This is a genomic window from Kribbella qitaiheensis, from assembly GCF_042657745.1.
Lineage (GTDB): Bacteria > Actinomycetota > Actinomycetes > Propionibacteriales > Kribbellaceae > Kribbella > Kribbella qitaiheensis.
The window spans coordinates 172,321-195,030 of the sequence record NZ_JBHSKE010000021.1 but is presented as its reverse complement, the minus strand read 5'-3'; the positions used below and the strand labels follow the sequence as shown (position 1 = coordinate 195,030).

At 68.7% G+C, this 22,710-nt stretch carries 22 protein-coding genes; 8 read left to right on the top strand and 14 right to left on the bottom strand.

Annotated features, from left to right (window positions below; translation table 11 throughout):
• The first annotated feature begins 33 nt into the window (after nt 1-33).
• Nucleotides 34-549, top strand: coding sequence for a GNAT family N-acetyltransferase (locus ACFPJ1_RS17895; protein ID WP_380105181.1), 516 nt, complete (start codon nt 34-36; stop codon nt 547-549).
• Here ACFPJ1_RS17895 and ACFPJ1_RS17890 read toward each other — a convergent pair.
• From ACFPJ1_RS17890 to ACFPJ1_RS17880, 3 genes are all read right to left on the bottom strand, one after another.
• Nucleotides 500-1,780 (bottom strand): MFS transporter, encoded by a 1,281-nt coding sequence (locus tag ACFPJ1_RS17890; RefSeq protein ID WP_380105179.1) that lies wholly within the window; start codon nt 1,778-1,780, stop codon nt 500-502. The two genes, ACFPJ1_RS17895 and ACFPJ1_RS17890, sit on opposite strands and share 50 nt — an antisense overlap.
• A 16-nt stretch (nt 1,781-1,796) precedes the next feature.
• A complete protein-coding gene (locus tag ACFPJ1_RS17885) occupies nt 1,797-3,578 on the bottom strand; it encodes a vWA domain-containing protein (RefSeq protein WP_380105178.1) in 1,782 nt (593 codons plus the stop codon).
• Nucleotides 3,579-3,653: 75 nt separating this feature from the next.
• Nucleotides 3,654-4,715, bottom strand: a complete 1,062-nt coding sequence (locus tag ACFPJ1_RS17880) for an AAA family ATPase (RefSeq protein WP_380105176.1) — start codon at nt 4,713-4,715, stop codon at nt 3,654-3,656.
• A gap of 164 nt (nt 4,716-4,879) precedes the next feature.
• On the opposite strand from ACFPJ1_RS17880, the gene ACFPJ1_RS17875 reads away from it, so the two are divergent.
• The 4 genes from ACFPJ1_RS17875 (at nt 4,880) to ACFPJ1_RS17860 (ending at nt 12,377) form a co-directional block, all read left to right on the top strand.
• Nucleotides 4,880-7,687 (top strand): hypothetical protein, encoded by a 2,808-nt coding sequence (locus ACFPJ1_RS17875; RefSeq protein ID WP_380105174.1) that lies wholly within the window; start codon nt 4,880-4,882, stop codon nt 7,685-7,687.
• A 335-nt stretch (nt 7,688-8,022) separates the two neighbouring features.
• A complete protein-coding gene (locus tag ACFPJ1_RS17870; protein ID WP_380105172.1) occupies nt 8,023-9,687 on the top strand; it encodes an ABC transporter ATP-binding protein in 1,665 nt (554 codons plus the stop codon).
• Nucleotides 9,684-11,552, top strand: coding sequence for an ABC transporter ATP-binding protein (locus ACFPJ1_RS17865; protein WP_380105171.1), 1,869 nt, complete (start codon nt 9,684-9,686; stop codon nt 11,550-11,552). Before ACFPJ1_RS17870 ends, ACFPJ1_RS17865 begins: the two co-directional genes overlap by 4 nt.
• Nucleotides 11,553-11,636: 84 nt before the next feature.
• Nucleotides 11,637-12,377, top strand: a complete 741-nt coding sequence (locus ACFPJ1_RS17860; RefSeq protein ID WP_380105169.1) for a hypothetical protein — start codon at nt 11,637-11,639, stop codon at nt 12,375-12,377.
• 5 nt (nt 12,378-12,382) lie between these two features.
• On the opposite strand, the gene ACFPJ1_RS17855 is transcribed toward ACFPJ1_RS17860, so the two are convergent.
• Entirely contained in the window at nt 12,383-13,348 is a 966-nt protein-coding gene (locus tag ACFPJ1_RS17855; RefSeq protein ID WP_380105167.1) for a Gfo/Idh/MocA family protein, read from the bottom strand.
• A 277-nt stretch (nt 13,349-13,625) separates the two neighbouring features.
• On the opposite strand from ACFPJ1_RS17855, the gene ACFPJ1_RS17850 reads away from it, so the two are divergent.
• Complete coding sequence (locus ACFPJ1_RS17850; RefSeq protein WP_380105165.1) at nt 13,626-14,822, top strand: AAA family ATPase; 1,197 nt, start codon at nt 13,626-13,628, stop codon at nt 14,820-14,822.
• Nucleotides 14,823-14,829: 7 nt separating this feature from the next.
• Here the strand turns inward: ACFPJ1_RS17850 and ACFPJ1_RS17845 are convergent, their stop codons facing one another.
• Nucleotides 14,830-15,693, bottom strand: a complete 864-nt coding sequence (locus ACFPJ1_RS17845) for a DMT family protein (protein ID WP_380105163.1) — start codon at nt 15,691-15,693, stop codon at nt 14,830-14,832.
• A gap of 51 nt (nt 15,694-15,744) precedes the next feature.
• Nucleotides 15,745-16,473 (bottom strand): CDP-alcohol phosphatidyltransferase family protein, encoded by a 729-nt coding sequence (locus ACFPJ1_RS17840; protein ID WP_380105161.1) that lies wholly within the window; start codon nt 16,471-16,473, stop codon nt 15,745-15,747.
• Between the two features lie 102 nt (nt 16,474-16,575).
• Between ACFPJ1_RS17840 and ACFPJ1_RS17835 the strand changes: the two genes are divergently transcribed.
• Nucleotides 16,576-16,863, top strand: coding sequence for a hypothetical protein (locus tag ACFPJ1_RS17835; RefSeq protein ID WP_380105160.1), 288 nt, complete (start codon nt 16,576-16,578; stop codon nt 16,861-16,863).
• Here ACFPJ1_RS17835 and ACFPJ1_RS17830 read toward each other — a convergent pair.
• From ACFPJ1_RS17830 to ACFPJ1_RS17815, 4 genes are all read right to left on the bottom strand, one after another.
• Nucleotides 16,857-17,294, bottom strand: coding sequence for a nitroreductase family deazaflavin-dependent oxidoreductase (locus ACFPJ1_RS17830; protein WP_380105159.1), 438 nt, complete (start codon nt 17,292-17,294; stop codon nt 16,857-16,859). The genes ACFPJ1_RS17835 and ACFPJ1_RS17830 overlap by 7 nt on opposite strands.
• A 35-nt stretch (nt 17,295-17,329) precedes the next feature.
• Nucleotides 17,330-17,668: an ArsR/SmtB family transcription factor gene (locus ACFPJ1_RS17825; RefSeq protein WP_380105157.1), complete on the bottom strand. Its 339-nt coding sequence runs from the start codon at nt 17,666-17,668 to the stop codon at nt 17,330-17,332.
• A 37-nt stretch (nt 17,669-17,705) separates the two neighbouring features.
• Nucleotides 17,706-18,140 (bottom strand): SRPBCC family protein, encoded by a 435-nt coding sequence (locus tag ACFPJ1_RS17820; RefSeq protein ID WP_380105155.1) that lies wholly within the window; start codon nt 18,138-18,140, stop codon nt 17,706-17,708.
• Between the two features lie 62 nt (nt 18,141-18,202).
• Nucleotides 18,203-18,397 carry a hypothetical protein gene (locus ACFPJ1_RS17815; protein WP_380105154.1) on the bottom strand — a complete coding sequence of 65 codons (195 nt, stop codon included), beginning with the start codon at nt 18,395-18,397 and terminating at the stop codon, nt 18,203-18,205.
• 79 nt (nt 18,398-18,476) lie between these two features.
• Between ACFPJ1_RS17815 and ACFPJ1_RS17810 the strand changes: the two genes are divergently transcribed.
• The gene (locus ACFPJ1_RS17810) at nt 18,477-18,941 is read left to right on the top strand and encodes a MarR family winged helix-turn-helix transcriptional regulator (RefSeq protein WP_380105153.1); all 465 of its coding nucleotides are present in this window, start codon (nt 18,477-18,479) and stop codon (nt 18,939-18,941) included.
• A 173-nt stretch (nt 18,942-19,114) separates the two neighbouring features.
• Here ACFPJ1_RS17810 and ACFPJ1_RS17805 read toward each other — a convergent pair whose 3' ends face one another.
• The 4 genes from ACFPJ1_RS17805 to ACFPJ1_RS17790 form a co-directional block, all read right to left on the bottom strand.
• A complete protein-coding gene (locus ACFPJ1_RS17805; RefSeq protein WP_380105151.1) occupies nt 19,115-19,576 on the bottom strand; it encodes a hypothetical protein in 462 nt (153 codons plus the stop codon).
• Between the two features lie 11 nt (nt 19,577-19,587).
• The gene (locus ACFPJ1_RS17800) at nt 19,588-20,004 is read right to left on the bottom strand and encodes a class F sortase (RefSeq protein WP_380105150.1); all 417 of its coding nucleotides are present in this window, start codon (nt 20,002-20,004) and stop codon (nt 19,588-19,590) included.
• A gap of 331 nt (nt 20,005-20,335) precedes the next feature.
• Nucleotides 20,336-21,337, bottom strand: coding sequence for a hypothetical protein (locus ACFPJ1_RS17795; RefSeq protein ID WP_380105148.1), 1,002 nt, complete (start codon nt 21,335-21,337; stop codon nt 20,336-20,338).
• 176 nt (nt 21,338-21,513) lie between these two features.
• Entirely contained in the window at nt 21,514-22,683 is a 1,170-nt protein-coding gene (locus ACFPJ1_RS17790) for a PP2C family protein-serine/threonine phosphatase (protein WP_380105146.1), read from the bottom strand.
• Nucleotides 22,684-22,710: the final 27 nt, after the last annotated feature.

Sequence of the window (22,710 nt, the reverse complement as noted above, 5' to 3'; positions counted from 1 at the left end):
CGCGGATTTGCGTTGTTGCACTAGGTGCGGACCGTGAGACTGCGAGTGGAGGTGGTGCGGGTGGCGGCCATTGTGGTCGAGGTGGGGGTGCGGGATCTGGTCGAGGAAGACTTGGGGGCGTGTCGGTTCGCGGGGACTGAGCTGCATCTGGAGCAGGTGCGGCGCGAGCTCCAGCGGGTGAAGTTGGGTGAAGTCGACTACTTGGCGGTGTGTACGAAGGCGGGCCTGCCGGTCGCGATCGGTGGGGTGGACTACGTGCCGCATCCGGGGGCCGGGTCGCTGTGGCAGCTGGCGGTGCAGCCGGCGCTGCAGTCCTGTGGGATCGGAACGTTGCTGATCGGGGCTGCTGAGGAACGGATTCGTGGTCGAGGGCTGCAGCGGGCCGAGGTCGCGGTCGAGTTGAGCAATCCGCGAGCCCGGGCCCTGTACGAGCGGTTGGGCTATGTCGCGTACGAGGAGAGGCTCGAGGGGTGGGACCAGGAGAACCCTGACGGATCGGTCATGCGGTACGAGACGGTTTGTGCTCAGCTGAGGAAGCGGCTGGCGTAGACGAGAGTCGGCGCAGGGGTGAAAGGGCTACGGGCAAGGTGCCGAGGACCATGCCGGCGGTGCTGAGGGTCAGGGTCAGGCGGAGACCCAATGGGCCGGCGAGTAGGCCGGACGTGAGGGCGCCGAAGGTTTGGCCTCCTATGGCGAGGGTTCGCCAGGTGGCTGTGGTCTGGCCTAGGAGGGGTTCGGGGACCAGCGACTGGCGGAGTGTCCGTTGCGGCACGCCGTAGAGCGGCATGCCCAGGCCGCTGAGGAGTTGAGCCAGGAAGACCAGTGGGCTTGCGGCCAGAGCAAGGAGGACGCCGCCGAGCGAGGCCGGGACCTGGCCGGAGAGGTACGCGCGCCCCAGGCCGAGGCGGGTGCTGTACGCCGGGGCGACCGCCGCGCCGACGACTGAAGCGGCGCCCGCGACTGTGATAGCCACGCCGACCATCGCAGGCGACCAGTGGAGCTCCCGGACCAGGTAGAGGACGACCAGCGGACCTTGCATGGCGCCGGTGATCGCCCCGATGGTTGCGGCGATGGTGAGCGGCCGCAGCACCGGATGAGCGAAGAGCACCCGTAGACCCTCGGACAGCCGCACCCGGGTACCCACGGCGGCCGGAGTACGGGCCGGCTCCCGCAACAAGTAAGAAGACACCGCGGAGACGACGAAGGACAGCGCGTCGATGGCGATCGCGAATGGGGCGCTCACCAACTGCACCAGGAACCCGGCCACCGAAGGACCAGTGGTCGAGGCGACGGTCTGGTTGAGCATGGACGCGCTGTTGGCCCGCATCAGGTCATCCCGTGCCACCAGTGAAGGCAGTAACGTCATGGACGCCGTATCGGACAGCAGCGTCAGCACGCCGACCAGCACAGCCACCACATACAGGTGTTCCACCCGCAGCAAGCCGAGAGCGGACAGCACTGGGATGGCGCCGAGCAGCAAGGCCCGTCCCACGTCAGCGACGACCATCAGCCGACGCAGCGACAGGCGATCCACCCAGACCCCAGCAGGCAGGCCGAACAGCAAGTGCGGCAGCACTGTCAGCGCAGCCAGCAACCCCATCTGGAACGGCGTGGCACCAAGCGCAACCACCGCGACCAGTGGCAGCGCGACTGTGGTGATCGCATTACCGCCGGCAGATATGGCCTGACCTATCCACAGCTTGCGGAACTCACCCCCTGACGACCCATGGCATGCCCAGCAACCTGTCAGCCGGCAGAGCCCAGTACTACGCCTGTTCACCACCAGCGATGCTTGTTCACTGCACGCGAAACACAGGCCCTCGTGGAGTGAAGGGCAGCGACGCAGAGGCCGGGATCAGCCAGGCATGATCGCGCCGCACGCGCACCACGTCGCAGTACCCGTCGGTGATGAGCAAGATCGGCCCGGTCGCCGGGAAGTCCTCAGCCCGCTCCAGGAGATCCACCCCCGGCTGCAGCACGGTCCCGCCACGGCCACGCACCTGCACGCGCCCGCCGATCTCCTCGACCGGGATGTACCCCGCGTCATACGCGGCGGCATCGCAGTAGACCACCCGCGCCGCCGGAACGTCCCGCGCCTGCGAGTACGACGCGATCGCGCCGAGCGCTTTCCCCAGCAGTACCCGGTCCATCGAGCCCGAGGTGTCCAGCACCACCCCGTACGTCGGGAGCAACTCCTGCGACACCGGGCGGATCCACCCCGGCCGTGGGATGTCCGGAGTACTGGCCTGACGACGGGAGGCGCGCGCATACGTCCGCACACGCGTCACCGAAGGCACGTGCTCCTCGAACCACCGGGCCAGCTGCGCATCCCAGGCCAGCGGCGGGTGGTCCAGCGCCCGGATCTCCTCCACCAACCCACCAGGGAGCAACCCGCGCGAGGGATCGTGGTACGCCAGCCCGGTCGTCAGTGCGCGCCGGTAGATGTCGTCGAGCCCAGTGGCCCGGCGGTACTCGCCAGGATGAGGCAGTGGCTGACCCAGCACGTCGCCGAGTCCCACACCGCGCAGCGTCGCCAGCTTCCGGTAGCGGCGCAGGTCGGTGGTAATCCGGTCGTACACGGCCTCAGCGGACAACCCCTTGAGCGCCGGATCGTGCAGTGCGCCGTCCGGCATCACTCCGACGCCCATCTCCAGCAGCCACCCGTTGATCACCAGGTCGGCCGCCACGTTCCACAGGTAGGGATCCCGGCCGCCCACCCGCTCGCCGTGCCGCAGGGCGGCGTGCAGCATCTCGTGGGCCATCACGAAGCGCCACTCGTTCTGCGTCAGCGACGTCAGCGGGTTCACGTAGATCTCCCCCGCGGCGGCGTTCACGGCAGCCACGTGGATGTCCCAGCCGCGCGCGACCTCGACGTCGGCGACCACCTTCATGCAGGCGGCCATTGCCCCCAGCAACGGATAGGACGAGACGAACCAGCCGAGCGCGGAGTCCCACACGTCGACGCGGCTCCGAGAGTCCGACAAGGACGTCCGCGCGCCACCGGCCACATCCACCGCCGCGGTCGCCGCGGCCGACAACCCGGCCGCGAACCGTTCCTCCCACTTCGGCGGATCGCCCCAGCCGGTGTACGCCGCGATCAGCACGTCCGAATGAGCACCCGCCACACCGAGATCGCAGTACTCGGCCGGTACGCCGACGCGGCGCCACTGCCGCGCGAGGGCATCCTCATCGGTGCCCGGGTACGACGGTGGTAGCTCGACGACCGGCCGACCGATCTTGAGCGACCCGAGGAACCTGTTCACGGCGACATCGCAGGCCGCGCCGGCAGCGGCATCCGGCGCGGGTCGATCGGGGTCCGCATGGCCGAGGCCGAGGTGGATCAGCAGGTGCGCGAACACCCAGGTCCACTCCTCGGCAGACGCCCGCCGGGTCGGGTGCACGCGGACCTGCCCGTTCGAGTCGACGGTCCCCCAGCCGTCGCGAGGGAACTGGTCCTGACGTTGCGGCACCCTCCACTCGCTCGCCATCGGGGCGAACAGGGGATGCGCCGAGATCACCTTCCAGGCGGCATGGATCGCCTCCAGCGCCGGATCCCGCCGCGCCTTCTTCCTAACCATCGCCCACCGCACCAGGCCCCAACCCCCGGCAACCCCGAAGACCGCAGCGCCGCGGACCACGTACCAGCGCGCTCATCAGGCCCGAGCAGCCACGAGTCGCGGCAGGTCCCTCGTCACCTCGACCAGGAACCAGGCCGGCAGCACCGGCCGGCCGTCCTCGTCCGACGCGATCACGATCTGCGCCACCTCGAGCGAGATCGCCGCCAACTCCACCAGCAACGCCTTGCCCCGATGGGCCAACTGCTTGGCGGCCGGACTCGCCGAGACCTTGTCCGCCGCCAGCTCCTTCACCAGCCGGGCCCGGAACGTCTCGGCCAGGAAGTACAGCAGATCGCGATCCTCAGGCGCCGCCGGCCAGCCGGCCTCACCCTTCAGCACCGCCTCGAACCCGAAGGAGTTCCGGATCGTCTTCACGAATGCCCGGAAGGTCGAGGCGTGCGCCGCCGTCAAGGTGCCGAAGGCAAGCACCCGCAGCATCTCGTCGTCGACCCCCGCGCCGTACGAGTGCAACGCGTCCGACAGCATGTGCCAGCTTCGCGGCGTCGAAAACGGCTCCTCCGTCTTCGGCGGCGCGGTCCACAGGTGATCGGGCCGGTTCCGCAGGTAGTCCAGCACCCACGGGTGGATGCCGGCGCCACTGGCCCAACGCAACCAGTCGTCCGCCGAGGCGCGCAGATGCAGGTGCACCAGCCGGTTCACCAGCGCCGAGGCCATCGGCCGGGCCAGCGCGTTGTCCGTGGCCCGGTTGCCCGCGCCGATCACGACCGAACCCGGCGGCAGCTCGTACTCCCCGATCCGGCGATCCAGGATCAGCGAGTAGAACGCCTTCTGCACCTCGGCTGTCGACGCGTTCAGCTCGTCCAAGAACAGGCAGTACGGCCCGTCCCGGGCGATGCTCAGCGGCGGCGCGAACCTGCTCCGCCCGTCCACGATCTGCGGTACGCCGATCAGGTCCTCGGGCGCGAGCTGGGTGCCGAGCAGCGTGACGCACTCCAGCCCGAGCGACTCCGCGAACGCGCGGACCAGACTGCTCTTGCCGATCCCGGGCGCTCCCCAGAGGAACACCGGGCGGACGACGGCGACGTGCAGCAACACCTCGGGCAACTGGGCCGGTGTCACCGTGATGGCAGCCTGCATCGGGTCCTTTCCGCGGGAAATCGAATCCCCTGAGGGTCCCGCAGCCGCCGCTCGCCTGTCACCTGGATATCGACCGGCGCTGTCCGGTGACCGGCCGCAACGGTTATTGTTCCGCGGTCAAGGGGACACGCCGAGGGTGCGGCGTCCCCGGGGGAGAGTCACGCATGATGTTCCGTACCAAGGCGCTGGCTGGTGCCTGCGCGCTGATCCTGGTGCCACTCGTCGCGAGTCAGGTGATGGCCGCCGATCCGCCGGCCCACCTCGGGCAGGGCACCGCACTGGGGAACCGCCTGGTCGCCGACCCCGCGGTACAGATCAGGCAGGCGACGAGCTCGTACTACGTGACGTCATACGGGCAGGCGGACGACCATTCGCCCGAGCCGTGGGAGATCCTCAGCACCACGAACGGCGCGCTCGTCCGCACCGCCCCGCGACTGCGCGACGAGCCTGACAAGGTCCCCACCCTGCTCGGCAAGTACGTCGTCGCCCCGAGCGCGACGAAGGTTACCTTCCGGGACATCTCCACCGACGCGAGCACCGACGTCGACGTACCGGCCGGTGCGACGTACCAGGGCGCGTACCCCGGCGGCATCCTGCTGTCCCGTGCGGCTGACGGCGGCTCGTTCGCCCTGCGCGGCGTCAACAACACCGAGAAGCCCGTCACCGGTGCAACCTTCGGCGACCCCGCGATCCTCGACAGCACGGATACCGCCCTCCTGATCAGCGTCGCCGGCCACCTGTACGTCGTCGACGTGGCCACCGGTACCGCGACCGCGGCCGCGACCCTGGCGGTCAATCCCGCCTGGGCGCAGCTGACCCCGAACCGGGTGATCTGGCAGACCGCCGCCACCGCGGACTCCAAGACGCTCGGCTGGAAGCAGCGGACGAGCGCGACCACCGGCACCGTCGAGGTGCCCTTCGGACAGCCCCTCCTGACTGTCGGCGACGACGTGGCGGTGCTGGTGCCCGCGACCAAGGTGATAGCCAAGGTCGCGGTCACCGACGGAACAGTGACCCAGTCCTTCCTGACCGGCGTGCACGACGCCACCGACCTCGGGAACGGCCGGCTGCTCGTCTCAGCCCAGAGCAAGGTGGCCAGTGTCGGCGCCGACGGCGTGCTGCAGACGGTGAAGGCGACTCCGGCCTTCACGGCACAGGTCAGCAACGTCGGCCTGTCCGGCGCGCGCGTGGTCACCTCGGACAGCCAGCCGGACCACGGCCTCTACGAGACGACCACCGACGGCAGCACCTGGAGCGCGCTGAACACCAGCAACGCGACCAAGCCGCTGCAACTGGAAGGGACCACGCTGGTCAGCTACCAAGGGACCACCGCGCGAGTGCGTGGTTCCGCTGGTGACCTGACCTTCCCGGCAACCGACGAGGTCGTGCTCGGCAAGGGCGGCAAGCTGGTCTCGCACCACGTGGCCGGAGCAGCCGCCGCGGAGATCTACGACGTCGCCACCAAGACCAAGATCGCGGACTACGCTCCCCCGTTCGCGCTGGCGGACAACACCGTCTGGAAGGTGACCGAGCCCGGCCTACTGGCCGGCAAGGACCTCGTCCTCGACACCACCAAGACCGTCACCGTCGCCAGTGGTTGCTCGGTCGGCCCGGATCGGGTCAACGGCCGCTGGGCTCTGCTGTCCGGCTGCAACGGCGGCAACCAGGTCGTCGACGTGAAGGGGCCGGAAGCCCCACGCATCCTGACCGTCGGGGCTGACGCCCAGCTCGGCAACGGGTTCGTGGTGCAGTCCTCCGCGAGCGAGGACTCGAGCGGTCTGCCGACGAAGGACCTGCTCGTCACCGACCTGAACGACCAGTCGCTGGGCCAGCGTCGCTACGGCCCGATCCTCGGTCGCCTGCAGCCCGCGAGCTTCCGTGCGGACGGCGCAGGCGGTCCTAAGATCGTCTACGCCGATGCCGACGCCCGACCGCGGATCGCCACGCTCAGCTGGCTGGCACCGGACCCGCAGCAGCGGCCGGACACGACCCCGCCGACGCTGACGAGCGCCTCGGCGGGCGACCGTCTGCGGGACAACACGAGCCTCTCGTTCGAGTGGGCCTACACAGATCCGCAGGACCCGAACGCGCCGGCCAGCGGCATCCTCTCGTACGACCTGAGGATCCAGCAGCGCCCGAACCGGACCTCGCCGTACGGCGCCTGGAACCAGGTGGCCGGCTGGCAAGGGCTGAAGGCCACAGCCGCCAGCATGAGCGCCGCGGCGGGCACCGACACCTGCTGGCAGGTCCGCGCCCGCGACTACGCCGGGAACCTGAGCGCCTGGAGCAGCTCGTACTGCACCGAGGTCGACGGCATCGCGCCGACGGCCGTCACCCTGAAGATCGGCGACCGGATCACCCTGACCAGCCCGACCACGGTCCGCTGGGCGTACACGGACGAGACCTCGGTCTCGACGTACGACGTCGTCTATAAGACGGCCGCCGCGGGTGCCGCGTTAGGCAAGTGGATCTACCCGGCAACCTGGCAGAACACCCAGATCACGTCGATCACCTGGGCTCCGCGGCTGGGCATGGACGAGTGCTTCATGGTCCGCGCGCGGGACGTCCTCGGGAACCTGTCGGCCTGGTCACCGCAGCTGTGCACGGTGGCTCCGCAGGACGACCGGGCCCTGATCTCGTCGTCGGGCGGCACGGTGACCAGGGGGACCAGCACGCTGGCCTTCCAGGGCACCACCTCGACCCTGCTCAAGAGCGGCGCCTACCTGACCAAGACCGCCGAGGCCGGCGTGCGGGTCCTGCTCGTCACGATCAACGGCCCGGGCCAGGGCAAGGTGGACGTCTACCACGCGAACATCAAGATCGGCACGGTGTCACTCGCAGCCACCGCCACCCAGCGCAAGGTGACCTATCTGCCGATCACGCCGTTCCGCAGTGGCGCCATCAAGCTCGTCTCCACCTCGACCGCGCCGGCTGTCATCGACGGAGTCGCCTTCCTCCGCCAGAATCCCTGACCCCCGACTCATCACGATTCGTGATGGGTGTGAGCCCTGTCACCGCGCGGTGGCAGGGCTCACCCATTGCACAAAGCGGTAATTCATCACCGGGGAATGGAAATCGCAGGACAAGCGCTTACCTACTGAGCGATACTGGAAAGTGCGCCGTTTTCCGGTCGCGTCCCCCTCCCGTGCCGAGCATGTTGGGAAGTGCGCCCCTCCAGATGCCCTCAGAGCAACCTGTCCAAGCGCCGTCGATCGCAGCCCCTTCTAGCCGCAGTACCCCCCGGCGGAGCCAGAATCTCTGGCGACTCCGCCCCTATCTCCGCCCCCACAAGTGGCGCCTGGCGATCATGTTCTCCACCGCCATGCTGGGCGTCGGCGTCGGCCTCACCGTCCCCCTGGTCACCCGGGCCATCATCGACGGTCCGGTCACCCGCCGGGAGATCGATCTGCTCCTCCCGCTGGGTCTGCTGGCCCTCGGCCTCAGCATCAGCGAGGTCCTGCTGGTCTGGGCCCGCCGCTGGGCCCAGTCCCGGGCGGTCAGCGACCTCGAGGCCGCTCTCCGTAACGACCTCTACATCCGGCTGCAATCGCTGCCGATGGAGTTCCACAGCCGCTGGCAGAGCGGGCAACTGCTCTCCCGGGTCACCACCGACCTGTCCACCATCCGCCGGTTCATGGGCTTCGGCCTGCTGTTCCTGGTGATCAACGTGGTGCAGCTGGTGGTCGTCACCATCCTGCTGCTCCGGCTGTACTGGCCGCTCGGCATCGTGGTCCTGGTGGCCGCGGCACCGATCATCGTGGTGTCGCTGAAGTTCGAGAAGAAGTACCTGGCGATCTCCCGGCGCGTACAGGACCAGCAGGGCGACCTGGCCACCCGGATCGAGGAGTCGGCGGTCGGCTTCCGGGTGATCAAGGCCTTCGGCCGCCGCGAGCACGTGAAGAAGCAGTTCAACGGCGGCGCGGTGAAGCTCTACGACACGTCGGTGGACAAGGTCCGGCTGGCGTCGCGGTTCTGGACCTTCCTGGAGGTGATCCCGAACCTGACCCTGGTGATCGTGCTGCTGCTCGGCGCGCTCGCGGTCGGCCGGGAGGCCATCACGCTCGGCACCCTGGTCGCGTTCATCACCTTGATGCTGTCGCTGATCTGGCCGGTGGAGTCGCTCGGCACCATCCTCGCGATGGCGCAGGAGGCGATGACGTCGGCGGACCGGATCAGCGAGATCCTGGACACCGAGTCCACCATCACCGACGGCCCGGACGAGCTGGTGAACCCGCGGGGGCACCTGCGGTTCGAGCACGTCAGCTTCCGGTTCAGCGCGGACTCGGCCGACGTACTGCGTGACATCAACCTGGACCTGCCGCCCGGTACGACGCTGGCGCTGGTCGGCGCCACCGGCTCCGGCAAGACCACGCTCACCTCCCTGGTCCCCCGGCTGTACGACGTGACCGGCGGGCGGATCACGATCGACGGGCACGACGTCCGGGATCTCACCCTGAAATCGCTGCGGACCGCGGTGGCCTCGGCCTTCGACGACCCGACGCTGTTCTCGATGAGTGCCCGGGAGAACATCACGCTGGGCCGGCCGGACGCCTCCGAGGCGGAGGTTCAGCAGGCCCTGGAGATCGCCCAGGCGACCTTCGCGAACGACCTGCCCTGGGGGCTGGACACCCGGGTCGGCGAGCAGGGCATGTCCCTGTCCGGTGGCCAACGGCAACGACTCGCGCTCGCGCGTGCGGTGCTCGCCAGGCCCGCCGTACTGGTGCTCGACGACACGCTGTCGGCGCTCGACGTACACACCGAGGCACTGGTGGAGGAGGCGCTGCGGAACGTGCTCGCGGCGACCACCGGCATCGTGGTGGCGCACCGCGCGTCCACGGTGATGCTGGCCGACCAGGTGGCGCTGCTGGAGAACGGCACGATCACCCACGTCGGGACTCACGCGGAACTGCTCGCCACGGTTCCGGCGTACCGGACCTTGCTCGCGGCGGAAGAGGAGGAGGTGCACGCATGACGACGACCCAGCAGACACCTCCGCAGTCCTCGACCGACCAGCCGACCGAGCAGCAGGACTCCTGGCGCGGGTACGCCGAGGAGGGCAACGATGAGTTGTCCAGGGCAACGACCGTGCGGCTCAAGGAGCAGTCGCGCAAGTTGCTCGGCGAGCTCCTGCGGCCGTACCACAAGCTGATCTGGCTGCTCGTCGTGATCGTCGTGGTGGAGAACGCGGCGCGGCTCGCGGTGCCGTACCTGGTCCACCTCGGCATCGACAAGGGTATCCCGCCGATCCTGGCCGGCGAGGGCAGCAAGACGCTGCTCACGGTGGTCGCGGCGGTCTTCGCCTCGGCGCTGATCCAGGCCGCGGCCCGCTGGCTGTTCCTGATGCGGTCCGGCCGGCTCGGTCAGACCATCCTGCTCGGTCTGCGCCGGCGAGTGTTCGACCACTTCCAGCGACTCAGCCCGTCGTTCCACGACAAGTACACCTCGGGCCGGGTGATCTCCCGGCTGACGTCGGACGTCGACGTCATCGACGAGATGCTGGAGACCGGGTTCGACGGCCTGGTGACGGCACTGCTCACCCTGATCGGAACGTCCGTCCTGCTGCTCACGCTGGACGTCAAGCTCGGCCTGCTGGCCCTGCTGTCGTTCCCAGCACTGTTCCTGCTGACCGCGTGGTTCCGCCGCCGGTCAGCGATCGTCTACCGGCGTACGCGTGAGGCCGTCGTACTGGTGATCGTGCACTTCGTCGAGTCGATGACCGGTATCCGCGCCGTCCAGGCGTTCCGCCGGGAGCCGCGCAACGAGGAGATCTTCTGGGGCGTCAACGACAAGTACCGCGAGGCCAACCTCGAGTCGTTCCGGATCAACGCGATCTTCATGCCGTCGATCAAGGGCGTCGGCAACATCACCATCGTCGCCATCCTGGCCTACGGCGGCTGGCAGGCCTACCACGGACACGTCACGGTCGGGGTGCTCACCGCGTTCCTGCTGTACCTGCGGCAGTTCTTCGAGCCGCTGCAGGACATCTCGCAGTTCTACAACACCTTCCTGTCCGCGAGCGCCGCGCTGGAGAAGCTGTCCGGCGTGCTCAACGAGAAGCCAGACGTCGCGGAGCCGGAGGCGCCGGCCCAGCCGACCAAGGCACGGGGTCACCTGCAACTGCGTAACGTGCAGTTCTCGTACGTCGACGGGGTGGCCGTGCTGCCCGGGCTCGAGCTCGACGTACCGGCCGGGCAGACGCTTGCCCTGGTCGGGACCACCGGCGCGGGTAAGACCACGATCGCCAAACTGGTGGCGAGGTTCTACGACCCGACTGGCGGGCACGTCATGCTGGACGGGATCGACCTGCGCAAGCTGACCGAGGACGACCTGCGCCAGCGGGTGGTGATGGTGACGCAGGAGAACTTCCTGTTCACCGGGACGGTGGCCGACAACATCCGGTTCGGCAAGCCGGACGCGACCATGGACGAGATCGTCGAAGCGGCCAAGGTGATCGGCGCGCACGACTTCATCATGGCACTGCCGGACGGCTACGAGACCCCGGTCGCGAAGCGCGGCAGCCGGCTGTCCGCGGGTCAGCGGCAACTGGTCGCGTTCGCCCGGGCCTTCCTGGCGGACCCGGCGGTGCTGATCCTGGACGAGGCGACCTCCAGCCTCGACATCCCCAGCGAGCGGCTGATCCAGCGCGCGCTGCGGACCATCCTGGACGACCGGACCGCGATCGTGATCGCCCACCGCCTCTCCACCGTGGAGACCGCGGACCGGGTGATCGTGCTCGAACACGGCCGCATCATCGAGGACGGCACCCCCGCCGACCTCATCACCACCGGCGGCAACTACGCCGGCCTCCACCAGGCCTGGGAAGACTCCCTCGCCTAACCCCGCAGTACCAATGGAAGCCGCCCCGAGCCTCGTCCGGCTCGGGGCGGCTTCTTATGCGGCCCCCGGCTCTAGGCTCACCGCATGCGTTCTGCTCTGGAATTGAAGAACAAGTGGCTGGCCGAACTGCCCTTGATCATGGCCCGGACCGGCATGTACGCGATGAGCGGCACCCACGTCCAGGACGTCTGTCGACGCCTCCTGGACGAGCTGTGCTTCCTCGACGAGCGGGATGACGGTTACTGGCGCGATCTGATGTACCGGTACGGCAGTCGCGGGGTGCAAGGACCATTTCTGGAGATGTTCGGACGCGACCGCAATTACACGGCCGAGGTGGCATCCGTATTTGCCGAGCAGTTCCATCGGCTGGGCTATCTGACCGTCGACCGTACGCTTGACGAGGCGGACTGGGTTGCGTTCACCACCGCCGTTCGCGAACGCTTCGGCGCCACCGACGTACGTCGGAGCGAGATCGTGGCCGAGTTCGGCGAACCAAGTCTGGTCGTAGACAGACGTGTGCTCTGCTATATCCCCAGCAACTCCAGCGGCTGGGCGTACGTGGATTGCTGGACGGAGTACCAGAGCGCCTACGTCCCGGGCGAGGGCACGTATGAAACGGCAAGGGACGACGACCCGCTGGTCCGGGAATTCCGCTTGCCTGCGGACACTTTCGAGTCAGGTCTGCACCTGACACTGTTCGGAAAGGTACTGGGCTGGGGGCCGGGCTGGTGGATCCATCACCCGGACGACACCGTGCCCGCCGAGTCCCAGGCGATCGCGGCTCAACTCCGTCAGGTCGAGTCGGACGACCCTTCGCTGCCGTAGGCAGTTCACCGGACATCGCGGTGGAAGGACTCGATGAGTTGTTGGGTTCGGTGGGCGGTGGGGAACGTGGCCAGTTCGGGGGTGGGGTGGCCGTGGATGGCTTGGGCGAAGAGGGTTAGGCGGGTGGATTCCGGGGCGGCCGCGGGGAGGTCGAGGGAGGCCCAGGAGTTGCCGTGGGCAACGGAGAGGGCGGTCCAGTTGGTCAGGCGGTAGGACTGCTTGGTGCCTCGCAGGGTCCACTCGTACGTCGTGGGGCCGGCGGCACCCGCGACGCCTGTGAGTTGCACCGGGACCTTGCCCGCTCGGAGCAGGCCGTACGCCGCTGTCTCGGCGGAGGTGGGGTCGTCGTGGTCCAACTGGACGTGAATCGGGTCGAGGGGACCAAGCAGGCGGTCGGTGAGATAGGCGAAGTGGGAGAAGACCTCGCGGACGAAGCCGCCCTGGTCACGGCCCGCGAGCCAGGTCGCCTCGGCCTGGAACTTGCGCGGCCACTCGGCGAAGGCGAACCGGATCTCGACCGCCAGTACGTCGCCCGCCCGCCCGTCGGCGATCGCCTGTTCGAGGTACTGCGTGGCCGGCTGGTTCGACAGGGAGAAGTTGACGGCGGTTGCTCGGCCGGAGGCTTGCGCCGCAGCCACCATCGCCTCGCCATCGGCAGCCGACACGGCCAGCGGCTTCTCGCAGAAGACCGCCTGCCCCGCCTCGAGAGCCGGTACTACGAGCGCCGCGTGCGTGGCCGGCGGAGTCGCGACATAGACGGCGTCCACCGAATCGGCGCCGATCACGTCCTCCACCTTCGTACTGAAGCTCACCCCGGACTCCCCCGTGTTCCAGGCTGCGGCGACAGCGGCCGGGTTCAGGTCGACGGCGTGGGTGAGGGCGAAGTCGGAATGGGTCACGGCCTCCGCGAGCATCCGGCGGCCCATCGCACCCAGGCCGACGATTGCAAGGCGGATCGGAGCATCAGTCATAGCCCATTCTCAGCCCGCGAGCTCCCACCGGCTCCACCTGCGCAACACCCTGCACACTCCCGCTCCACCTGATCAACACCCAGCGACCTCCCGCCGGTGAGCGGTCACTCATTCGTGGATTGCGCGCACGAGAAACCGATTACCCGCAACGGAAATCCACGAGTGAGCGACCACTCACCCCGAACCAGCGACCCCGGCGCCGGGTTGCCGAGGAGGCGCTGCTCGGCGTTGGAGCAAGTTGGCGCAGCTGTCGGAGGGCGCGGGTACGTTGGCGGGCATGTTGAGCACGCTCGCCATCGAGAACTACCGGTCCCTCCGGCGGCTGGTGATGCCGCTGGGCCGGGTGAACGTGGTGACCGGCGCCAACGGGACCGGCAAGTCCAGCCTGTACCGGGCGCTCCGGCTGCTGGCCGATGCCTCGCGGAACGGAGCAGTGGCGGCCTTGGCCCGCGAGGGCGGGTTGCCGTCGACCCTCTGGGCCGGACCGGAGAACATCTCCAAGGCGGTCCGTCGAGGTGAGCAGCCGATCCAGGGAACCGTCCGGACCGGGCCAGTCAGTCTGCGGATGGGGTTCGCGTCCGACGACTACGGGTACGCGATGGACTTCGGTCTCCCGCGGCCGACGCCGGGCGAGTTCAGCCGCCCCTCTGCCTTCAACCTCGATCCCGAGATCAAGCGGGAGGTGCTGTGGGCCGGGCCGTTCCTGCGGCCGGCCTCGTTGCTCGTCGAGCGGGGCGGCGGCGGGGTGCGGATCCGCAAGGCCGACGGGAAATGGCACGACGGCGGCCACGTGCTGCAGCCGTTCGACAGCATGCTGAGTGAGTTCGCCGACCCGGAGCGGGCGCCGGAGTTGCTCACCCTCCGGGAGCGGATACGGTCGTGGCGGTTCTACGACCATCTCCGGACCGACGTCGACGCACCGGCGCGCCAGGTCCAGATCGGCACCCGGACCACGATCCTCGGCCCGGAGGGAGCCGATGTCGCCGCCGCGCTGCAGACGATCCGGGAGATCGGTCCGAACGGCGCGCTGGACGAGGCGATCGACCTGGCCTTCCCTGGCAGCAAGCTCGAGATCCGCAACAACGCGGGGCGGTTCGAGCTCGCCTTCCAGCAGCACGGACTGCTGCGGCCGCTGTCCGGTGCGGAGTTGTCCGACGGCACCCTGCGGTATCTGCTCTGGGTCGCGGCGCTGCTGACCCCGCGACCGCCCGAGCTGCTGGTGCTGAACGAGCCGGAGACGAGTCTGCACCCGGATCTCCTGCCTGCGTTGGCGAATCTCGTCGTCACCGCGGCCGAGGAGACCCAGATCATCATCGTGACCCACTCGCGCCCGTTCCTCGCCGCGCTCCAGGCCGGGGCGGACGAGACCGGCGTCGACCTGCGGACCGCCGAACTGGTGAAGGAGTTCGGCGCCACCATCATCGAAGGTCAACGCCCGCTGGACGAGCCACCGTGGAAGTGGCCGAGCCGCTGAAGACCGGCTAGTGATTGGCCTCGGCCGGTTCGGACTCGTCCTTGACGGATTCGAAGCGGACCAGGACCAGCGCGCCGATCGCGGTCAGCACGAACCCGCCCAGCGCCCCGGCGTACCAGCCGTCGCGTACTTCGTCACCGAGGATCAGTACGCCGACCGCGGCCGGGGTGATCGTTTGCAGGGCGATCATCGGGGTGGTTGCCAGCGTCACCGAACCGCGTTGCAGCGCGAGCGAGTAGAGCACGAAGGCGAGTGCTCCGCTGATCGGCAGGGTGTACGCCGTCGGGCTCCGCACGAGTTCCCCGAACGAGCCGTCCTCGAGCAATCGGGCCGAGATGGCGACTCCGGCGTACCCGAGTCCGGCCAGCAGGCCGAGCACCGCGGGGGCGCTCGCGTGCTTCGAGCGGCTCGCCAGCCCACCGAGCACGGCGATGCAGACGAGTCCGACGATCAGGCCGACCGTCAGTCCGTGGTGGGGGGCGCTCTCCCCCGGGTCACCGGCCGACACCGCGAGCAGGCCGAGCCCGACGCAGACCCCGACCACCGCCGCCCACTCGATCGCACTGAGTTGGTCCGCCATCAGCCGGGTCGCGAGTAGCGCGGTGACGACCAGGCTGGCGGCGATCCCGGCCTGGGCCAGGTAGAGAGGCAGCAGCCGCAAGGCGACGAAGTGCAGCCCGAACCCGGCCAGGTTGAGCACCAGCGCGCCGAGGAACGCGGGCTGCCGCAACAGCGCGCCGACGAACCCGGCGAGCCGCCGCGGGTCGAGCTCGGACCCGGTCGGCACCTTGCGTGAGCCGACCGCCTGCAGGATCGCGGCGATGCCGAAGAGCACCGCCGCCCCGAGCGCGGCGCCCAATCCACCTATCACTCAGTCAGCCCCGTCACTCGGTCGGCCCTGGCACTCGGTCTGCCCTGTCACTCAGGCGACCTTGCGCCGTGGCACCCAGAAGGTGAGGTAGAGGCTCAGCCCGCCGTAGTACACGAGATAGGCGAGCGAGACCCCGATCACGATCGGGTTCGGGTCCGGCATCTGCGCCAGCAGCACGGCGTACGCCGCCAGCCAGACCGCGGTGGTCAGCAGGTTCATCGTCCGGAACGCCTTCGTCCGCGACGGGTAGACGTACTTCACCGGCACGAACACCAGGATCGAGCAGATCAGCAGGATCAGCCCGGTCGCCGTCGGTCCGAGGCCGAGCACGACGACGTAGAACGCGACCACGTTCCAGTAGCTCGGGAAGCCCAGGAAGAAGTGGTCGTCGGTCTTCGCGTCGGTCCGGCAGAACTGGTAGCTGGAGGCAAGCAGCGGCAGTGCGGCCAGGGCCGCGCCAAGGAACCCGTTCGGCAGGTAGTCGCCGGTCCACAGCAGCACGATCGGGGCGAACGCGTACGTCAGGTAGTCGACGATGTTGTCGAGCATCGCCCCGTCGAACCACGGGATCGTCTCCTTGACCCGGAGCCGGCGGGCGATCATTCCGTCCGTGCCGTCGATCACCAGCGCGGCGAGTCCGAGCCAGAGCGCCCGGACGGCGTCGCCGTCGATGGCGGCGATCACGATCAGCAGCGCGAGCACCGTTCCGCTCGCGGTATAGGCGTGCAGTGCAAGTCCGGCCAGACGCAGTCGCGTCGACCCGACGAACGGTTCCCGCACCGCGTCGTGTGTGGTCAGGAGGACTCCCAGAACTCGGTCGACGCCACGCGTCGGTCTACTGTGGTCAGCGTCTCACAGGGCGGGTACTAGTCCCGTGACCGCATGCCATTCCGCGGTGGACGTTGGTTCCTGCCCGGTCTGATCACGGGCGCCGCGTTGTCGGGCCTGGTGTTGACCATCGGCGGCATCACCAAGACGATCTTCGAAGGCCTCGGCTACCCGGCGATCTACCAGTACGTCGCGTTCGGCATCGGCGTGGTCGTCGAGGTCGGGCTCGTCAACCTGGTGGTCCCTCTGGATCACCGACGGCGTCCTGAAGATCGCCGCCGGCGCCAGCATGGTGTGGCTCAGTTACTCAACGAGTCACTCAGTGAACCTCTGAGTTACTGAACGGGCTCCAGCACGAACTGCGGGATCTTCCGGGTGGTCTTCTTCTGGTACTCGGCGTAGTCCGGGTAGGCGGCGACAGACCGCTTCCACCACAACTCGTACTCCTCGCCCTCGATCTCGCGGGCGACGTACTCGCCGGTCTCCTCGCCGTCCTGCAACTGCACCTTGGCGTCGGCCTTGAGGTTGTAGTACCAGACCGGGTTCTTCGGGGCGCCGCCGAGCGACGCGACCGCGACGTACACGCCGTCGTGCTCGACGCGCATCACCGGCACCTTGCGGATCTTGCCGGACTTGGCGCCGCGCATGGTCAGCAGCACGACACCCCTTCCGCCGAATCCGGCCACGCTGGTACTGCCGGTCTTCTCGATCTTCTCCACCGCGTTGCGGACCCACTTCGTCGGACTGGGGGCATATTCGTCTTCGGGAGGCATGTCGCCGAGTCTACCGTTGACACGTCATCATTTCGTCACCCTGCGTCCGGCTCGGCGAGCTGGGTCTCCGCCTCGGCGAGCTGCTTGATCACCGCCAGCCGCTGGTCCCACTGTGACGCGACGTCCTCCATCCACCGGGCCGTCGCGGTCAGCGCGTCCGGCCGCAACCCGAACCGGACCTCCCGCCCGCTCTTCAGACTGCCGACGACACCCGCCTCCTTCAGCACCCCCAGATGCTGTACGACGGCCTGTCGGGTGACGGGGAGTTCGCCGGCCAGGGAGGTCGCCGTACGGTCGCCCGCCCGGGCGAGGAGTTCCACCAACCGGCGGCGGGTGGGGTCGGCCAGGGCAGCCAGGACCTCGCCGGTGCTCACCGAACCTCGCCCGTTGTCACAGGGACAACCCCGGTGATCACAGGTTCCGCGCGACGGCGGCCAGTCCTTCGAGCCCACGGTCCCAGCCGTTGGCCGAATCCTCAGCCTGCTTGGCTCGCACGTCCGCAGGCAGGTCGAGCCGGTCGAAGCCGCTCTCGACCACGCGCAGCCGGGTCCCCTCGCCCTCAGGCGTCAGGGTGAACTCGACCAGGTTGGAGTTGCCCGGCGCGGGGTCCACGTCCGGGTCGACCGCATACCGGTAGGCGAACCGGCGGCCGGGCTCCACCTTCTCGACGAAACCGCGGTACTCGCCGTGCTCCTCCCAGCGCATCACCAACTGCCCGCCGGGACGGAGGTCGATGTCGGCACCACCGAATGCGTACCAGGTGGCGAAGTGCTCCGGCCGCGTCAGCGCGGTCCAGACCTGCTCCGGGCGCGCCTCGACGTACACCTCTCGCTCAATGCTGTCCATGCCTCCGGAGTCTGTCAGCTGGGCAGCTGATGTGCAAGTGGTTGCTTGCACATCGGGAAGACCTACAGCCGACCGGCTTCCTTCGCCTGCTTGGCCCGCTGAGCACGCGCGACCTTGGCGGCGCGCTCGCGCTCCATCCGGCTCCGAGGATCCAGGTGCTCGGGCAGGCTGGCCGGCCCGGCGACGTGCAGCAGCAACCACGTGGCGCGCCACCTGATCCGGTACAGCAGGCTCAGACCCTCGTTCTTGTTGCTCATCACGACTCTCCAGACGTTTGGTGTGGCAATAGTTTGTGCACCAATTGATATTCTAGTCAACGCTGCCCGAAGGAGAGAAATGCCCAGAACGCCTGAAGCACCTGAAACTTCTGAAGAGGCCGACCTGCTCGCGCTGGATCGTCAGGTCTGCTTCGCGCTCGCGGTGGCGTCCCGCAGCGTCATCGCGCTGTACCGCCCGCTGCTGGAGCCGATGGGCCTCACCCATCCGCAGTACCTGGTGATGCTCGCCCTGTGGGAGGAATCACCCCTGTCGGTGAAGCAACTGAGCGGTCTGCTCCAGCTCGACCCCGGCACCCTCTCCCCCTTGCTGAAGCGCCTGGAGTCCAGCGGCTACGTGCTCCGCCAGCGAGACCCTCGCGACGAGCGCTCCCTGGCCGTCACCCTCACCCCCGCCGGCCAGTCCCTCCGCGCCAAGGCCCTCGCCATCCCCCCAGCCGTCATCGACCGCCTGGGCATGTCCCTGACCGAACTGGAAAACCTCCACAAATCCCTCACCAGAGTCATCGCCGCCGCGACCGACTGACCATTGGAGGGCGACACCGTCGAGGTGCGGACCGCTGCCCGATGAGTCTCGTCAGCGCGCCCGCCAGTTCATGATGGATGCCGGTCTACCAGTCATCCCGACGGCTTGACGCTCTTACGTCCTCGATCGGGGTCAAGCTTCAGCTGTTCGCTGTTTAGCGGAACAGGCACGCACTAGGCGGTGCATTCCTGGAGTTGGGCGGCGGTGGCTATCTTGGCTTCGATCCAGCGGCGGCGGAGGAAGTGGGCCTTGAGGAGGCGGTGGACGCCGTCGAGGACGACCAGGCGGCCGCGGTAGGCGACCAGATGGATGGGGAAGTCGAGGTCCGCGTCCATCACGCGCTGGTAGTGCGGGCGGAAGTTCATCGGGGTGGCGGCGACCTGGTTCGGGGTCACCTTGAAGCGTTTGCCGTTCAGTTGCCACAGCGGCAGGTCGAACATCCAGAGCAGGTCGGCGACCTCGACCGGTTCGACCCGCAGGTCGAGGGCCCAGAGCTTGCCGAGTTGCCAGCGCGTCGGCGGGAACACGTCACGCATCGACTCCGGCGTCATCGCCAGGAGGTCCTCGAACGACGCCGCCGGCGCCGTCCGGTCCGCGCCACTCAGATCAGGCTCGCCCACCCCATCGATCGTCACGGACGAGCAGGCTACGCCATTCGCTGGGCGACCACGACGACGTTGCTGAGGTACACCCTGCCGTTCCAGTCCTCACAGGTGATCAGCACGAGCCGCCCCGGCACGTTCTGGTCGAAGACGCGGACCGCGTTCCTCGCCAGGGCCTGCTTCCGGTACGTCGTGACGCCGGTGACCCGATAGGTCAGCAATCCGCGCGAGGTGGTCACGGAGACGGAATCACCGGCTCGGAGCTGCTCCAGATCATCGAGGGCGCCGCCACCGGCGCGCACGGTATGCCCGGTGATGACGGCAGAGCCGCGACGCGCACCCGGCTGGGCACCACCGGACCACCACCCCAGCTTCCGCGGGTTCGACGGCGGCGTCAGCGAGCCCTCCTCGGCAACGATCGGCACGACCGGCGCGGACACCCCCAACCGCGGGATGGACACCAGGGTGGGCTCACCGGGTCGCGCCGCCGGTGAGCCCACAGGCCTTGTGGGCGTCGTACGTCGTGGCCCGCCGGCTGATGAAGTCGCGCTCGCCGTCGAGCCCGGCGAATTCGGCGTTGCGCTCGGCGTCGGACGCGGCGAGCTCGCGCCGGGCGGAGTCACGGCGCGGGGTGTGGACTCGGTCGGCTGGACGGTCCCGGGAGCACCAGCGCGGTCGCGGTCATCGAACTGGAGACAGCCGCCGAGAGCCGACAAGCCGATCCCGGCAAGTGCGAGCGACCCACCCCACCGAAGGGGGGCGAGTCGACCGCGTCGTCGAGCGACTGTCACGTCAGATGCTGTGCCTGCCGCGTCGCCTGAGCGCCATCGTGGATCCCGCGGCGAGCAGTAGACCGCCGGCCGTGAGCAGCCCGCCACCCAGGAGACCCAACGGCCCGCTGGGCATACCCGCACTGCCCGAACCACCGCCACCGAAACCAGCGTTAACAGCGGTCGGTACGCCGGTCGACGGGGACTCCGAGACGTCCGAGACCGGTGTGGAGTCGGTTGCGGTCGGCGTTGCACTGCTCACCGTCGGCAGCGTGGTGGGCGGCGTGGTCCGAGGTGTGGTCGGCGGCGTCGAAGGAGGCGTGGTCGGCGGCGTCGAAGGAGGCGTGGTCGGCGGCGTCGAAGGAGGCGTGGTCGGCGGCGTCGAAGGAGGCGTGGTCGGCGGCGTCGAAGGAGGCGTCGAAGGAGGCGTCGTCGGAGGCGTCGTCGGAGGCGTCGAAGGAGGCGTGGTCGGCGGCGTCGTCGGAGGAGTGGTGGGCGGGGTGCAGCCCTCGACCCAGAACACCTTGTGCTTGACCGGCGAACCCTGCGATCCATCGGCCTCGATGGTGATCTTGATGTGGTAGCCCTGCTGCGGCTGACCCGTGAACGCCACCGTGTACTTCACCGAGGCATCCAGGTCGTTGCCACCGCCCGCGGCGTCCTCGCCGATGAAGGGGGTCAGGTCACCCGACGCCACCGTCACGCCGCCGTCGGAGGTCGGGGCCTGGTCCTCGAAGGTCACCTCGGCCTCGAAGTCGGCACCCTCGTCGTAGTTGTAGAACTCGACCAGGAACGTGCAGCCCTGATGCGGATTGTTGTCCGGCGGGCCACTGATGTCCTCGCCCTCGATCTTGATGAAGCCGTTGTTGCCGGGCGGATCAGCTTTCGGGCCCGCAGCAACGACCTGGTCGGCCGATGCGGCCGGCGCCGCGACCAGGGTGGCCGCCCCCAGCAGCAGCGACACCGCGCCGGCTCCGGCGACGACGCCGGCCGCGCGGGCGCTGACACCCGATTTCGCCATCATGACTGTCCTCGTTTCAGGAGAGGATCTCACCTGAAGTATGGGACTTTCGTTGCACTAGTCAACTACTCACGGCAACAATTCACCACATTTGCACCGCGGCCATCACGCTGTGTGCGCATTCAACTATCTCCGACAGGCCTGCAACCGTCAGACCGGCCGTGGGCGCGAGTCCACCGTCAGAGTCGGAGGAGGGCTGCGCCGCGCCGGCGCAGTTGGGCGGCACGGTCCGGGGGGCATTCCGGGCCGAGGTCGGCGGAGTGCATCTGGCGGTGGATGATGACGATGGCGGAATCGTCGCCCGGGCCGCCGATCTTCTCCACCAGTTCGTCGGCGGCGCCCTTGAAGCCCTTCGCCACCAGGCGTTCCGCGTGACCGGCCAGCCGATCCGTGCCTTGGCCGATGTCGCGCTTCGGCGTCTCGACCATGCCGTCGCTGTAGAGGAAGAGTGCGTCGCCCAGCTTCAGCTGCCCCTTGTTCACCTGGAACTCGGGCGCTTCCATCAGGCCGAGCAGCGGCCCGTCGGCGTCACGTGTCTGCCAGCGCCCCGACCACGCGTCGAACTGGATCGCCGGCGGATGCCCAGCGGTCCGTACTTCGAAATCGCCGGTGACGAGGTTGACCGCGACGTGCACGACGGTGGCGAAGTCGTCGTCCCAGTCCTGCCGGCGCAGGTACTGGTTCGCGGACGGCAGGAACTCCTCGACCGGCACCACCCCGAGCAAGCCGCCGAAGGCACCGGAGAGCAGCAGCGCCCGGGTCCCGGCATCGATTCCTTTGCCGGAGACATCGACCAGCGCGACCTCGAGCTCGTCACCGCGGGTCGTCGACACCACGAAGTCGCCGGAGAACTTCGCTCCTCCGGCCGACTGGATCGACTGCTCGGCGAGCCATCCGGCGGGCAGGTCCGGCAGCTCGCCCTGCGCAGTGAGGGTGTCCCGCAGCTCGATCAGCATGGACTCGCCCCGCGTGCCCGGGACCCCCAGCCGGCTGCGCACCTTGGCACTGGTGAGCACGATCCAGGCGGCGAGCCCCAGGGTCAGGACGAACCCGGTCTTCGGCAGCCCCGCCGCCCGTTCGGACACGACGTACGAGCCCAGCATCAGCGTGATCAGCGTCAGCGCGAGCAGTGGGCGGAATCTCAGCAGCAATCCGCCGAGCAGCAGAGGTATGACGAAGACGGAAGCGGGTATGAAGGATGGCAGCGCCAAGGCGGCGCCACTCAGAGCGAGGGTGAAGACCAGCAGGCCGACGAAGGCCAGCCGGTGAGATCGGCGCGCGCGACGAAGCACCGTCTCGACCCGTCGGCCGATCCGTCGCGCGAGAGCCATGCCAGCGCTGCCACTCATGGTGAGACGAATGTAACGGCCTGGCGC